The 15,643-nt window shown below is 41.8% G+C and carries 5 protein-coding genes, 7 tRNA genes, 3 rRNA genes and 1 pseudogene; 15 read left to right on the top strand and 1 reads right to left on the bottom strand.

Translation table 11 applies throughout. The features are described from left to right. The first annotated feature begins 12 nt into the window (after nt 1-12). The 4 genes from mrcB (at nt 13) to VSAL_RS13635 (ending at nt 2,904) form a co-directional block, all read left to right on the top strand. Entirely contained in the window at nt 13-2,388 is a 2,376-nt protein-coding gene (mrcB, locus tag VSAL_RS13650; protein ID WP_012551065.1) for a penicillin-binding protein 1B, read from the top strand. 202 nt (nt 2,389-2,590) lie between these two features. Continuing rightward, nucleotides 2,591-2,666: transfer RNA gene (locus tag VSAL_RS13645), tRNA-Phe, on the top strand. A gap of 56 nt (nt 2,667-2,722) precedes the next feature. Beyond that, nucleotides 2,723-2,798, top strand: a tRNA-Thr gene (locus tag VSAL_RS13640). A gap of 30 nt (nt 2,799-2,828) precedes the next feature. Next, a tRNA-Asn gene (locus VSAL_RS13635) sits at nt 2,829-2,904 on the top strand. A 142-nt stretch (nt 2,905-3,046) separates the two neighbouring features. Here VSAL_RS13635 and VSAL_RS13630 read toward each other — a convergent pair. Next, a pseudogene (locus VSAL_RS13630) lies at nt 3,047-4,671 on the bottom strand (methyl-accepting chemotaxis protein). A 698-nt stretch (nt 4,672-5,369) separates the two neighbouring features. Between VSAL_RS13630 and VSAL_RS13625 the strand changes: the two are divergent. The 11 genes from VSAL_RS13625 to VSAL_RS13575 all read left to right on the top strand — a co-directional run bounded on the left by VSAL_RS13625 (nt 5,370) and on the right by VSAL_RS13575 (nt 15,570). After that, a 16S ribosomal RNA gene (locus VSAL_RS13625) occupies nt 5,370-6,914 on the top strand. 95 nt (nt 6,915-7,009) lie between these two features. Continuing rightward, nucleotides 7,010-7,085 (top strand) — tRNA-Glu (locus VSAL_RS13620). Between the two features lie 2 nt (nt 7,086-7,087). Beyond that, nucleotides 7,088-7,163: transfer RNA gene (locus VSAL_RS13615), tRNA-Lys, on the top strand. Nucleotides 7,164-7,194: 31 nt separating this feature from the next. Next, nucleotides 7,195-7,270: transfer RNA gene (locus VSAL_RS13610), tRNA-Val, on the top strand. A gap of 269 nt (nt 7,271-7,539) precedes the next feature. Then, nucleotides 7,540-10,430: ribosomal RNA gene (locus tag VSAL_RS13605) — 23S ribosomal RNA — on the top strand. Between the two features lie 95 nt (nt 10,431-10,525). Next, nucleotides 10,526-10,641: ribosomal RNA gene (gene rrf, locus VSAL_RS13600) — 5S ribosomal RNA — on the top strand. The 16S, 23S and 5S rRNA genes sit together here with 4 tRNA genes alongside, the layout of an rRNA operon. A 97-nt stretch (nt 10,642-10,738) precedes the next feature. Next, a tRNA-Asp gene (locus tag VSAL_RS13595) sits at nt 10,739-10,815 on the top strand. Between the two features lie 208 nt (nt 10,816-11,023). Beyond that, on the top strand, nt 11,024-11,338 hold the full coding sequence (gene tnpA / locus VSAL_RS13590; protein WP_012548925.1) for an IS66 family insertion sequence element accessory protein TnpA: 315 nt from the start codon (nt 11,024-11,026) through the stop codon (nt 11,336-11,338). After that, the gene (tnpB, locus tag VSAL_RS13585) at nt 11,335-11,682 is read left to right on the top strand and encodes an IS66 family insertion sequence element accessory protein TnpB (RefSeq protein ID WP_012548924.1); all 348 of its coding nucleotides are present in this window, start codon (nt 11,335-11,337) and stop codon (nt 11,680-11,682) included. The genes tnpA and tnpB overlap by 4 nt, the downstream gene beginning before the upstream one ends. Nucleotides 11,683-11,753: 71 nt before the next feature. After that, nucleotides 11,754-13,241 (top strand): IS66-like element ISVsa2 family transposase, encoded by a 1,488-nt coding sequence (locus VSAL_RS13580; RefSeq protein WP_012549818.1) that lies wholly within the window; start codon nt 11,754-11,756, stop codon nt 13,239-13,241. Nucleotides 13,242-13,323: 82 nt separating this feature from the next. Continuing rightward, nucleotides 13,324-15,570, top strand: coding sequence for a patatin-like phospholipase family protein (locus tag VSAL_RS13575; protein ID WP_044583327.1), 2,247 nt, complete (start codon nt 13,324-13,326; stop codon nt 15,568-15,570). Nucleotides 15,571-15,643 lie beyond the last annotated feature (73 nt).

The raw sequence follows: 15,643 nt of genomic DNA, 5'->3' as shown, positions 1-15,643 counted from the left end.
AAAAGAACTCTCATGGTTGAAAAAAAGAAAACACCAGTAAAGGCTGCACCAAAAAAGCCGGTAGCAAAAAAGAAAACGCGAACAAAGCGTAAAGCGACGGCAAAAAAGAAAATACAGAATAAAAATTCGTTTTGGAAAGCTCTATTTATTCTTGGTTTGAAGTTAGGGTTAGTCGTACTCGCTGTTTTAGTTATCGCGGGTATTTATTTAGATACTGTGGTTAAAAATCGATTTGATGGTCAATTATTTAAATTGCCTACGGTTGTTTATAGTCGAGTATTGTCGTTATCTCCTGGGCAAAATATTAGTTTAAAATCCGTTAAAAGTGAATTGGATTTTTTAAAATACCAAAAAGTAGGACAACCACAGCGATCTGGTGAATATTCATCATCATCAACAAAAATTGAATTGATCCGTCGACCTTTTGAATTCCAACAAGGTCCAGAACCGGATCGTCATGTCATGTTGTATTTCAATTCTAATGGTTTACAAAAAATAGTTAATTTGAGTGCGAAAAAGCAAATGGGCTTTTTACAAATAGAGCCTCAATTTTTAGGTATGCTAGATGCGGATGATGACCAACAACGTTTGTTTTTACGTAGAGAGCAATTTCCAGAAGTTATGGTCGATGCGTTATTGGCAACAGAAGATCGTGATTTTTATCAACATGATGGCGTTTCGCCTTTAGCCATTGCAAGGGCGATGGTGGTAAATATTAAAGCAGGTAGAACAGTACAAGGCGGAAGTACCTTGACTCAACAACTTGCTAAAAACTTATTTTTATCAAGTGAGCGAACATTGTGGCGAAAAGTGAGAGAAGCCTACATCGCACTTATCTTGGATTATCGTTACAGTAAAGACCGTATACTAGAAGCGTATTTAAATGAGGTTTATTTAGGGCAAACAGGAGGCGAAGCGGTTCATGGCTTTGGTTTGGCTGCTCAAGTTTATTTTGGACGTCCAATTGAAGAGTTAAGAATTGATCAACTTGCTATGCTTGTTGGTATGGTGAAAGGACCTTCTTATTATAATCCGATGCGCTTCCCTGAAAGAGTAAAAGAGCGTCGAGATTTGGTATTACGTTTGATGATGCAAGAAGAGATCTTATCACCTCGTCAATATGAAATGGCAGCGACTCGTCCTTTGGATGTAAAAAAGAGAGCGACGATATCTACCCGCCAACCTGCGTACTTTCAGCAACTGAAATGGGAATTGAAAGAAAAAGCAGGGGAGGCGTATCAAAAAGGCGAAGGACTACGAGTCTTTACTACACTTGACCCATTATCACAGCAAAAAGCAGAACAAGCGGTAGAACGAACGGTTCCTCAGCTAGAGAAGCGAGCAGGTAAGGGATTAGAGGCTGCAATGGTTGTGGTGGATCGTCAAAGTGGTGAAATTAGAGCGATGATTGGTGGTAGTCGAACGGGATTTGATGGATTTAATCGAGCGATTAATGCGAAGCGTCCTATTGGTTCGTTAGTAAAACCGGCTATTTATTTATCTGCCTTAGAAAGTCCTGAGAAGTTTTCATTGGCGAGTACGCTAGATGACAAACCGATCGAATTAAAAGGAAGCAAAGGAACTACGTGGACTCCGAGAAATTTTGATCGCAAATTCAGAGGGGAAGTCCCTCTTTATTATGCATTTTCGCGTTCGTTAAATGTGCCAACGGTCAACCTTGGCTTAATGGTTGGTTTAAATAAAGTAACAGATACCTTGGTCAAGCTTGGTATTGAAGCGAGTGAAATTAATCAGGTTCCTTCAATGTTATTGGGATCATTAAATTTATCTCCTTATCAAGTGGCTCAAATGTATCAAACATTAGGCAACGGTGGGCGAAAGTCACCTTTAACGGCACTTAAAGCCGTTGTGAATAGTGATGGAGAGTTACTTTATGAAAACTTCCCTCGATCTTCTCTGGTTGTCTCTGAACAAGCGGTTTGGTTAACTATTTATGGGATGAAGAAAGTCGTTAGTGAAGGAACGGCAAGATTTTTAAACAGTAAATACAATTGGGCCACTCTAGCGGGTAAAACAGGTACCAGTAATGACTCTAGAGACAGCTGGTATGCAGGGGTTGATGGAAGAGAAGTCGCGATCACATGGCTTGGAAGAGATGACAATAAGCCGATGAAGTTGACTGGTTCTAGTGGGGCATTAAGGGTGTACGCAGATTATCTTAGCTTAAGAACGCCAGAAGCTTATCAATTACCTTGGCCTAAAGAAGTGACAACGGCCAGATTTGACTTAGAAAGTAATAAAACATTAGAGCCGGATTGTTCTGGAAGCGTTAAGTTACCTATCTGGGATAAGAGTGGACAATATAAAGTTGAATGTGAGAAGAAAAACAGTCCTGCTAGATGGTTAACTGATATTTTTGGGTTGTAAGTCGTAGTTAATCGAGATTAATGATGGTTTTCAAGAGATGTAATAATTGCGAATGAAGCCTGTGTTTGATGTTGTATTTTAAGTGCTATGTTTAATGAAACGTTATAAAAACAGGCATTCAGTGTATATTTTTATCAAACGAACTTTTTTTCGCAATTATTAGTTGACCTAGAAGCCAAAAAGCCGTCTAATACATCTCGTTGCCCGGATAGCTCAGTCGGTAGAGCAGAGGATTGAAAATCCTCGTGTCGGTGGTTCGATTCCGCCTCCGGGCACCATATTATATTGTTGGTGCTTAAATTTAATTAAACACGAGCAATTAAAAAATTAGTGTGCCGACTTAGCTCAGTAGGTAGAGCAACTGACTTGTAATCAGTAGGTCACCAGTTCGACTCCGGTAGTCGGCACCATTAATTCTCTTTATGAGACGCAATACCTGTTCCCTTTTAGTTCAGTTGGTAGAACGCCGGACTGTTAATCCGTATGTCGCTGGTTCAAGTCCAGCAAAGGGAGCCACTTTTAAAGCCTCGTCAGAAATGACGAGGCTTTTTTCGTTTCTGTTTTATACATAGAAAGTATCTACCTTTTTAATAAAGTATTCAGATATAAAGATGGCACACCTGCGAGGTATGCCATTTTTGTTTGAGTCAGTTATATATTATCCTTTAACTCGAAACTTGTTTAACCATGTTTCTAAATCATCAGCTAATTCTGTTAATGTTTGAGTACTTTCTTTGCTGTCTGCGACAACTCTTGCTAGTTGCTGTCCGCTTTCTTCAATAATATTAACGCGTTGAGTTATATCTTCACTAACATGCTTTTGTTCTTCAGAGGCGCTTGCAATTTGATGACTCATACTTGATATAGATTCAAGAGCAGTGACTATTTGCTGTAATGCATCAGAAGCATTTTTAGATTCAGCAACGGTACTTTGACTTGTTTCAGCACAAATTGTCATTGTTGATATGGCATTCCGTGAACCTTCTTGAAGGTTAGAGATCATTTGCTGTATTTCTTTAGTACTGCCTTGTGTTCGTCCTGCAAGATTACGAACTTCGTCAGCAACAACAGCAAAACCGCGGCCTTGTTCACCTGCTCGAGCTGCTTCAATTGCGGCATTTAGTGCTAATAGATTGGTTTGTTCCGCGATGTCACCAATGACATCAAGCACTTTAACTATACTATTAACTTCATTATCTAATTCAGCAACGGCGGTACTTGCGGTGTTTAATTGATCTGCTAACCCTTCTATATTAGAAACGGTCGCATTAATTAATTCTTGAGTTCGAAGACTTTGCTTATCAGCTTCATCGGTATTGATTGCGGTTTGTTGTGCTGATTCAGCTACATTGTTTGCAGAAGAGGCCATTTCAGTTATAGCTGTTGCAATCATTTCTGTTGATTGGTGTTGGTTCTCTGTTAGTTGACTAACAGTGCCTGCCCTTGAGTGGACATCCGACAGTTCTGACTTTAATGCCAACATTGATTGAGTTAAGTGTTGAACAAGATCTGCTAAAGAAATATTCATCGTTTGTACTGCTTGATAAATACTGCCTTCAGGTGCTTTTATTTCAAATTGAGTTACGATCTCTCCTGCGGCTACTGTTTGAATAGCGGCATGGACATCTTTAGGTTCACCACCAAGTAAAGCTAGTATACGTTTAATTGAAATCATTAAAATACTAAATATTAAACTAGCAATAATAAAGGCAAGTCCAAACTGCCATTGAGCGGTAGACCAAAAACGAGTATTTACTTCTGTTTCTCCGATCCCTGTACCTACTACCCAATTCCAGTCTGTTGTTTTTTCTGCGATAGATAATTTTTTATCAATGCTGCCATCTGGCATTTTCAAAGACCAGGTATATTCAGCGATTCCATTTGGATTTTGAGAAATGGCATTATCTAAGATTTGACCTACGCTACGACCTTCACTGTCTCTAAATTCATGAAAACTGGTTCCATGGAGTTGAGGATCAAGCGGAGCAGCTAGAAACATTAAATTTTCATCAGCAACGTAAACGTATTCATTATCTTTATAAATATTATTTCGCAGGATAGTAATCGTTAGTTCTTTTGCTTTCTCTTCATCGATCTTACCTTCTCTTACCATATCTTCCATATTGGCAATTAAATTATAAGTTGTTTGAAAAAGCTCAGTAACTCGTGCTTTATTATCAATGGTACTTGCAACTCGCAAGGTCCATAACCCAGTAGCTGTCATTATAATCAGTGAAAATAAAATAATAGTTGCGAGACATAAGATTGTGTTTTTAGCTTCATGCTGTTGATCCTAATTTTGATGATTATCCTTAACTTGCTATATCGACCAAAAGAGAAATAAGTTTAAGGAATGAATGGCTTTGGTTTTTCAGCTCAAGCTTATATAACACTTTGTTGGTATCTAATTAGATCTAAATCATAGAAGGTGGTCATTACGGTATACTTAGAGAGTTAATTAATAACTATGTGATTTGAGTATTTAATCGATAAAAGTTCATAATCTGAGCGTTAAGCTGTATTAATGTGCATCTAAGGTGGATTATTACGCACTTAAATTGAAAATTAATAATAATCACATAAAAGGCTTGCCAATGTGATCGAACTCTCTATAATGCGACCTCACTGACACGGAGAGCCCATCCCATAAGGGATTAGCAATTACGGTTAGTAAGATGGTTTAGAAATTAAGTTTCAAATAAGTGCTTGACACTGAGACTTAAATCGATAAAATGACCGTCCTCTTCACAGGAAAGCGAAAACGCTTTGAAAGTAGAAGAAAAGCTCTTTAACAATTTGAAACCTATTAATCTGTGTGGGCACTTGTGAGTTGATAATCACTAGTTTGCATTTACTTTTCGAAGTGAATGCAAACAAAAATAATCAATGAACTGAGTGACTACACAAAATTACTTTTATGTAAGAAATCAGTATAAATCATTGAGTCGGTTTTGTTTCTGCTGAAACAAACCAAAAAACTTTAATTGAAGAGTTTGATCATGGCTCAGATTGAACGCTGGCGGCAGGCCTAACACATGCAAGTCGAGCGGTAACAGAAAGTAGCTTGCTACTTTGCTGACGAGCGGCGGACGGGTGAGTAATACCTGGGAATATGCCTTGATGTGGGGGATAACTATTGGAAACGATAGCTAATACCGCATAATGTCTTCGGACCAAAGAGGGGGATCTTCGGACCTCTCGCGTCAAGATTAGCCCAGGTGAGATTAGCTAGTTGGTGGGGTAAGAGCTCACCAAGGCGACGATCTCTAGCTGGTCTGAGAGGATGATCAGCCACACTGGAACTGAGACACGGTCCAGACTCCTACGGGAGGCAGCAGTGGGGAATATTGCACAATGGGCGAAAGCCTGATGCAGCCATGCCGCGTGTATGAAGAAGGCCTTCGGGTTGTAAAGTACTTTCAGTCGTGAGGAAGGGTGTGCAGTTAATAGCTGTACATCTTGACGTTAGCGACAGAAGAAGCACCGGCTAACTCCGTGCCAGCAGCCGCGGTATACGGAGGGTGCGAGCGTTAATCGGAATTACTGGGCGTAAAGCGCATGCAGGTGGTTCATTAAGTCAGATGTGAAAGCCCGGGGCTCAACCTCGGAACCGCATTTGAAACTGGTGAACTAGAGTGCTAGTAGAGGGGGGTAGAATTTCAGGTGTAGCGGTGAAATGCGTAGAGATCTGAAGGAATACCAGTGGCGAAGGCGGCCCCCTGGACAGACACTGACACTCAGATGCGAAAGCGTGGGGAGCAAACAGGATTAGATACCCTGGTAGTCCACGCCGTAAACGATGTCTACTTGGAGGTTGTGGCCTTGAGCCGTGGCTTTCGGAGCTAACGCGTTAAGTAGACCGCCTGGGGAGTACGGTCGCAAGATTAAAACTCAAATGAATTGACGGGGGCCCGCACAAGCGGTGGAGCATGTGGTTTAATTCGATGCAACGCGAAGAACCTTACCTACTCTTGACATCTACAGAATTCGCTAGAGATAGCTTAGTGCCTTCGGGAACTGTAAGACAGGTGCTGCATGGCTGTCGTCAGCTCGTGTTGTGAAATGTTGGGTTAAGTCCCGCAACGAGCGCAACCCTTATCCTTGTTTGCCAGCACGTAATGGTGGGAACTCCAGGGAGACTGCCGGTGATAAACCGGAGGAAGGTGGGGACGACGTCAAGTCATCATGGCCCTTACGAGTAGGGCTACACACGTGCTACAATGGCGCATACAGAGGGCTGCAAGCTAGCGATAGTGAGCGAATCCCAAAAAGTGCGTCGTAGTCCGGATCGGAGTCTGCAACTCGACTCCGTGAAGTCGGAATCGCTAGTAATCGTGAATCAGAATGTCACGGTGAATACGTTCCCGGGCCTTGTACACACCGCCCGTCACACCATGGGAGTGGGCTGCAAAAGAAGTGGGTAGTTTAACCTTTCGGGGAGGACGCTCACCACTTTGTGGTTCATGACTGGGGTGAAGTCGTAACAAGGTAGCCCTAGGGGAACCTGGGGCTGGATCACCTCCTTAACGATAGATTACGATTTATGAGTGTTCACACAGATTGATTAGGTTAAAAAAGTAAAAAGCAATGGAAGGTGCCCAACACCTTCAAAATATCCAGTGTCCCGTTCGTCTAGAGGCCTAGGACACCGCCCTTTCACGGCGGTAACAGGGGTTCGACTCCCCTACGGGATACCATTGGGTCGTTAGCTCAGTTGGTAGAGCAGTTGACTTTTAATCAATTGGTCGCAGGTTCGAATCCTGCACGACCCACCATTCTTTTTCACGAAGGAATTAAAACTTTCGTGGGCGATTAGCTCAGTTGGGAGAGCACCTCCCTTACAAGGAGGGGGTCACTGGTTCGAGCCCGGTATCGCCCACCATCTTTAAGTATTCTCTTTGAGAGTCTTTAAAAATGGTTTCGAAAGAAACATTGCTCTTTAACAATTTGGAAAGCTGACTGATTTAACTAACTTACGAGTTAGATAAATCAAAATTTAAAAGTTCTTAATATCTTTTGTTTATCTTTAGATAAACAAATTAAAAACACATTCAAGTGTTCTTGTATTTTGAATCCGGCGAAAAACCAGAACTCTCAATGAAGAGTTCAACCTTGGTTGTTTATGCCATACGAAACCTCTTGGGGTTGTATGGTTAAGTGACTAAGCGTACACGGTGGATGCCTTGGCAGTCAGAGGCGATGAAAGACGTATTAACTTGCGATAAGCCCAGATTAGGTAGTAAAAACCTTTTGAGTCTGGGATTTCTGAATGGGGAAACCCACTAGCATAAGCTAGTATCGCTGCGTGAATACATAGCGCAGCGAAGCAAACCGGGAGAACTGAAACATCTAAGTACCCCGAGGAAGAGAAATCAACCGAGATCCCGAAAGTAGCGGCGAGCGAAATTGGGTTAGCCCTTAAGTTGTTAATGAGACAGGTGAAGCCTCTGGAAAGTGGCGCGATACAAGGTGATAGCCCTGTAACCGACATCTCATCATCAGTGAAAACGAGTAAGGCGGGACACGTGATATCCTGTCTGAATATGGGGGGACCATCCTCCAAGGCTAAATACTACTGACTGACCGAGATGGAACCAGTACCCTGAGGGAAAGGCCAAAAGAACCCCTGTGAGGGGAGTGAAATAGAACCCGAAACCGTGTACCTACCAGCAGTAGGAGCATACTTGTTATGTGACTGCGTACCTTTTGTATAATGGGTCAGCGACTTATATTTAGTGGCAAGGTTAACCGTTTAGGGGAGCCGTAGGGAAACCGAGTCTTAACTGGGCGTTCAGTCTCTGGATATAGACCCGAAACCAAGTGATCTAGCCATGGGCAGGTTGAAGGTTGAGTAACATCAACTGGAGGACCGAACCGACTAATGTTGAAAAATTAGCGGATGACTTGTGGCTAGGGGTGAAAGGCCAATCAAACTTGGAGATAGCTGGTTCTCCCCGAAATCTATTTAGGTAGAGCCTCGGACGAATACTACTGGGGGTAGAGCACTGTTAAGGCTAGGGGGTCATCCCGACTTACCAACCCTTTGCAAACTCCGAATACCAGTAAGTAATATCCGGGAGACACACGGCGGGTGCTAACGTCCGTCGTGGAGAGGGAAACAACCCAGACCGCCAGCTAAGGTCCCAAAGTTATAGCTAAGTGGGAAACGATGTGGGAAGGCTCAGACAGCCAGGATGTTGGCTTAGAAGCAGCCATCATTTAAAGAAAGCGTAATAGCTCACTGGTCGAGTCGGCCTGCGCGGAAGATGTAACGGGGCTAAGCTATACACCGAAGCTGCGGCAGTGCAATTTATTGTGCTGGGTAGGGGAGCGTTCTGTAAGCCGTTGAAGGTGTGCTGTAAGGCATGCTGGAGGTATCAGAAGTGCGAATGCTGACATGAGTAACGATAAAGGGGGTGAAAAACCCCCTCGCCGGAAGACCAAGGGTTCCTGTCCAACGTTAATCGGGGCAGGGTAAGTCGACCCCTAAGGCGAGGCCGAAAGGCGTAGTCGATGGGAAACGGGTTAATATTCCCGTACTTCTTATAATTGCGATGGGGGGACGGAGAAGGCTAGGTAGGCTTGGCGACGGTCGTCCAAGTTCAAGTGCGTAGGCTAAGAGTTTAGGTAAATCCGGACTCTTGTTAGGCTGAGACACGATGTCGAGCACCTACGGGTGTGAAGCTATTGATGCCATGCTTCCAGGAAAAGCCTCTAAGCTTCAGGTTATAAGAAATCGTACCCCAAACCGACACAGGTGGTCGAGTAGAGAATACTAAGGCGCTTGAGAGAACTCGGGTGAAGGAACTAGGCAAAATGGTACCGTAACTTCGGGAGAAGGTACGCTCCTAGCGGTGATGAGACTTGCTCTCTAAGCTGCCGGGAGTCGCAGATACCAGGTGGCTGCAACTGTTTATTAAAAACATAGCACTGTGCTAAATCGTAAGATGACGTATAGGTGGGGACCCTGCCCGGGGCCCGGAAGGTTAATTGATGGGGTTAGACTTCGGTCGAAGCTCTTGATCGAAGCCCAAGTAAACGGCGGCCGTAACTATAACGGTCCTAAGGTAGCGAAATTCCTTGTCGGGTAAGTTCCGACCTGCACGAATGGCGTAATGATGGCCACGCTGTCTCCACCCGAGACTCAGTGAAATTGAAATCGCTGTGAAGATGCAGTGTACCCGCGGCTAGACGGAAAGACCCCGTGAACCTTTACTACAGCTTGGCACTGAACATTGACCCTACATGTGTAGGATAGGTGGGAGCCTTTGAAGCAAGTACGCTAGTATTTGTGGAGGCAATCTTGAAATACCACCCTTGTATGCTTGATGTTCTAACGTTGGCCCCTTATCGGGGTTGCGGACAGTGCCTGGTGGGTAGTTTGACTGGGGCGGTCTCCTCCCAAAGAGTAACGGAGGAGCACGAAGGTGGGCTAAACACGGTTGGACATCGTGTGGTTAGTGCAATGGCATAAGCCCGCTTGACTGCGAGAATGACAATTCGAGCAGGTACGAAAGTAGGTCATAGTGATCCGGTGGTTCTGAATGGAAGGGCCATCGCTCAACGGATAAAAGGTACTCCGGGGATAACAGGCTGATACCGCCCAAGAGTTCATATCGACGGCGGTGTTTGGCACCTCGATGTCGGCTCATCACATCCTGGGGCTGAAGTCGGTCCCAAGGGTATGGCTGTTCGCCATTTAAAGTGGTACGCGAGCTGGGTTTAGAACGTCGTGAGACAGTTCGGTCCCTATCTGCCGTGGGCGTTGGATGATTGAAAGGGGCTGCTCCTAGTACGAGAGGACCGGAGTGGACGAACCTCTGGTGTTCGGGTTGTTACGCCAGTAGCATTGCCCGGTAGCTAAGTTCGGGATCGATAAACGCTGAAAGCATCTAAGCGTGAAGCGAGCCTTGAGATGAGTCATCCCTGATACTTTAAGTATCCTAAAGGGTTGTTGAAGACTACGACGTTGATAGGCAGGGTGTGTAAGTGCTGCGAGGCATTGAGCTAACCTGTACTAATTGCCCGTGAGGCTTAACCATACAACACCCAAGGGGTTTTGAACGGATTTAAGATAGCAAGAAACAGATTGAATGTGATTAAGAACACAATACAGCTTTCCGAATTAAAGAATTTGCTTGGCGACCATAGCGTTATGGACCCACCTGATCCCATGCCGAACTCAGAAGTGAAACGTAATAGCGCCGATGGTAGTGTGGGGTCTCCCCATGTGAGAGTAGGACATCGCCAGGCTTGAATTAAGTTTTTATCTTTTTTAGAAGATGAAGACAAAGAATAAAACGCTGACACGTTTTATTTAAGTAATAGCATAATGCTGAATAGACACTGCGGAGTGGTAGTTCAGTTGGTTAGAATACCGGCCTGTCACGCCGGGGGTCGCGGGTTCGAGTCCCGTCCACTCCGCCACTATTTAAAAAGCCCTAATCTTACGATTAGGGCTTTTTTTCGTCTGTAGAAACGTAATCTACGTTTATTAAATATATTGTTAAATACCTTACTCTGCTAGTTGAGCGTAAGCGTGCGGGGAACTACAGTAAGCGTGCGGGGAACTACACCTAACAAATAAAATTCATTATGCGTATCTTACGATCTTTCATTTAACGAGAACGTAATTATGCAAAAAGATAAAAAGAGAACACCAGAGCAATGGCACGCTCTATTTGAATCTCAGCAATCTAGCAAGCTTAGTGCCGCTGAATTTTGTCGTAACCATAATATTCTGCCAAAGACATTTAGTGCACGTAAAGCACGATGGAAACAAAAGATTAACGCTTCTACTTTCTTGAAAGTAGAAGCGTTAACATCAACTATCATCGCCACTCCACAATTACCAGATATTCAACTTTCTATCGGAAAATTGCGATTAACATTGCCAGCTAATACTGAACCTCACTGGATAGGACTCTTATTAAAAGGGTATCAATCATGAATGTATTTACTGATGTTTCCACCATTTATCTTCATCGTGATTTTGTCGATTTTCGCAAGGCCATTAATGGCCTTGTCGTGATTGTTGAGCAAGAAATGCAACTATCACCGTTTAGTGATGCTCTATTTATATTTTGCAATAAGCCTCGTGATAAACTCAAAATATTGTATTGGGATAAAACAGGATTCGCTTTATGGTACAAGCGATTAGATGAAGACCGCTTCAAATGGCCACGAAATATAAATAACGATACGTTAGCATTATCAGAGCAGCAACTGACACTGCTATTACAAGGTTTTGATATCTTAGGACATCAACCGGTACATTATCAAACAACCCTTTAAATAGTTGATTCTCAGTCAAGAATAGGAGGCAACCGATTGATTACCTGTATTATCGTTATATAGTCATCTACATGATTGATAAAATAAAACCACTTCCTGATACCATTGACGAGCTGAAAGCACTTGTGCTTCAGCTTGAAAATAAATATAACCGTCTTCTAGAGCAATTTCGACTGGCTCAACATCAGCGCTTTGGTAAAAGCAGTGAATCTGACTCGACTCAATTTGATTTATTCAATGAAACAGAAGAAGAAATCATCATTGAAAATGATGACACACAAACGATTACCTACACTCGTCAAAAGCCAAAACGCCAACGCTTACCTGAAGACTTACCGCGTACTGTTATTATCCACGACATAAAAGATAAAACTTGTAAGTGTTGCGGTCTAGAGATGCATGCGATGGGTAAAGACATCAGTGAAAAGTTGGAATTTGTACCAGCTAAAGTGGAAGTTATTCAACATGTTCGTCCTAAATATGCTTGCCGAAATTGTGAAAAAAACAATACTTCAGTAGACATTAAACAAGCCCCAATGCCAGCGTCACCAATCCCTAAAGGGATTGCGACCGCAAGTTTACTTGCTCAAATTATTACGGCTAAATTTCAATACAGTCTTCCACTTTATCGTCAAGAAACGTTATTTCAGCAATGGGGTATCATTATTGGACGGCGAACGATGGCGGATTGGTTAATAAAATGCTCGGTACTATTTACCCCTCTTAATAACGAGTTACATCGTATTTTGCTTGAACAACCCACTCTGCATTGTGATGAAACAACGGTAAATGTGTTGGATGTTGAAAAAGCAAAATGTTATATGTGGGTCTACTGCTCTGGCTATGATTCTCCAGGCTCTGGTGTTTTGCCTGGAATTGTACTTTATGATTATCAATCTAGCAGGCATGGCTACCATCCAGTTAACTTTTTAAAAGGTTATAACGGGTATTTACATACCGATGGTTACCAAGGTTATGAACAAACTGAAGCGATTTTAGTTGGCTGTTGGGCACACGCACGTCGACGATTTATTGAGGCTCAACGTGTTCAAGTAAAAGGGAAAACAGGGAGTGCAGATTGGGTATTGAGTAAAATCCAAAAGCTATACCGGATCGAATCGTTATTAAAAGAGGCTTCCCCTGAAGCCAAGTATGTTGCTCGGCAGACAGAAGCCCGCGATTTACTTAAAGAGCTCCGTGATTGGCTTGATAGCGCAGTTAGTCGAGTATCACCTAAAACAAAATTAGGTGAGGCGATTAGCTATACATTAAATCAATGGGATAAATTAGTTCGTTATATTGATGATGGATTGTTATCTATTGATAACAATCGAGCAGAGCGAGCGGTTAAACCGTTTGTTATCGGCCGGAAAAACTGGTTATTTTCGGGTTCAACGGCTGGTGCAGATTCAAGTGCAATGCTTTACAGCATTGTAGAAACAGCAAAGGCAAACGGATTAATCCCTTACGATTATATTAGGTATTGTCTAGATCGTTTATGTGTTGGATCGCCAGATATCGATTCACTTTTACCTTGGAATGTAAAAGACAAGGTGTAGTTCCCCGCACGCTTACAGTTGAGCTTTCTCTCTACGCAATCATCCTGTATTCTTTTCTTATTGTATTTTCAAGGATGATGTTATGCGCTTCAAGCCACTTATATTCCCTTCTTTATGTCTTTATCTTTTTTCTTTCTTAGTGTTAGCTGATGAATCTCGTCCAAAAATTGGATTAGTTCTTGCCGGAGGTGGGGCTAAAGGTGCTGCTCATATAGGAGTATTAAAAGCTTTAGAAGAAATGCATATTCCCATTGATTATATAACGGGGACAAGTATGGGAGCTTATGTCGGTGGTCTATATGCATCAGGTATGAGCGCGAGCGAAATAGAAGTTTTTATTGATACGGTCGATTGGAATAGTGGATTTGTTGATAAGGTTGAGAGAAGTGAAAGAGAAATTAGAGATAAAGAGTATGAAGATCGCTACCAAATAGGGACCGATATCGGTTTTTCATTTACAGAATTGAAAGCACCGAAGGGGTTCGTTCAAGGACAAAACATGGCCCAAATACTTCGAACTACTTCTGGGAATGTGTCTTATCTCTCTTCATTTGATGATTTACCTATTCCTTTTAGAGCGGTAGCTACTGATATTGAAAAATTGGAACCTGTTGTTTTAGATAAAGGCAATTTAGCTGAAGCAATGATGGCTAGTATGTCCGTTCCAGGAGCGTTACCTCCTGTGGAGTATAATGGACGATTACTCGTTGATGGCGGAAGTGTAAATAATATGCCCGTGGATGTCGCTCGAGAGATGGGGGCAGATATCATCATTGCTGTTGATATTGGTTCAGACTATTTAGAAGCAGATGAGATTACGAGTTATTTATCTGTTATGGGCCAATTAACTAATTATATAGTAAAAAATAGTACGAAAGAGCAAGAAAAGCTTTTAGATGAAAATGACATATTTCTTGCCCCTAATGTAGGAAAAATGGAAACTGCTGAGTTTGATAAAATGCGCTTTGCTTATAATAAAGGTTATGATATCGCGTATGAGCAGCACCTGAAATTAGATAAATTAGTATTATCTAAGGCCGAATATAAAGCGTATTTGATTGAAAAAAATAAGAAAACAAAAGCATTAAAGCGAGGTAATGATCTTAAAGTTGAACGTATAACTTTACATAATAATAGTTCATATAGTGAACGTATGTTATTGGAATACTTGCAAATTGATGAAGGTCATATCTATACGTCAGAAGAACTAGAAGAAAAGGTTAGGGCTCTATATACGATTGACAGATTCGAGCGTATTGATTATTTCTATAAAACAACCAATGAAGGGAAAACTGAGTTAGTCATTGATGTTAATGAGAAAAGTTGGGGGCCAAACTATTTAGATTTTCGATTCTCATTAGAGGATGATTTTTATAATGAAAGTAAATATTCCTTAGGTTTCTCAATTAATTTTACGGATATTAATATTATAGGGTTGTCTGAGAATAGCTCTGAATTAAGAACGAATTTCGAGTTAGGTACAGATAAGTTGATGCAAGCCGAACTGTATACTCCTTTTCTTAGTAACCAGTTATTATTTTCTTCTTTAAAAGGTACTTATAGCGTAACTCAAACTCAGTTTAGACCAACGCCTACTCTTGATAATATAGATAATTATCTGCCGACTGAATACAATGAATTTGAATTTGAAGCTTCTCTAGGTATACAACCAGCGCTTTGGAGTGATTTTAGAATCGGGGGGAGATATACAATAGGTGATTTGGTTTTAAATATTATACCTGACTTTAATAGTAACTATGAAAGAAAAGGGATATTCGCACAATATCGTTTAGATACATTAGACAATTTTACTTTTCCAACGAAAGGATTTTATTTATTTTCTGAGTATTTATATAGTGAAGATACATTCGGAGAATTAACTAGCAGTGATACGAAAGATGATTCAGTTGTTGAACTAACCGTTAATGGTCGATTTGCTTATACCATAAAACGTCATACTTTAGTCGTGCATGGAGAGTATGGGGTTGTTGAAAATAAAAATGGAGGAATTTCTCTTGAGCCTAAATCTCTCGGTGGTTTTTTGCATTTATCAGGAATATCAAAAGACAGTTTATCTGGCGAAAACTTGGCATTTGCAAGCTTAGTTTATCGCTATCGTTTAATGGATAATGATTTTGGATTATTCCAGTCACCTATATACTTAGGAAGCTCTATTGAACAAGGAAGTGTGTGGAATGACGAGCATTTTAGTGATGCTCCTATGTATACTGCGGGCTCCATTTTTGCCGGAATAGATTCACCAATAGGCCCTATTATTTTGGCTTATGGCAGAACAGAGCAAAATCATGAATCAATATACTTAACCTGAATTCTGGATAAGGCTGAACTAATTGCCCACCTAACGATCAGATCTTTCGACCAAGAATTATTTGAACGTATTT

The organism is Aliivibrio salmonicida LFI1238 (genome assembly GCF_000196495.1).
Taxonomy (GTDB): Bacteria; Pseudomonadota; Gammaproteobacteria; order Enterobacterales; family Vibrionaceae; genus Aliivibrio; species Aliivibrio salmonicida.
This window is presented reverse-complemented; position numbering and strand designations above follow the sequence as displayed.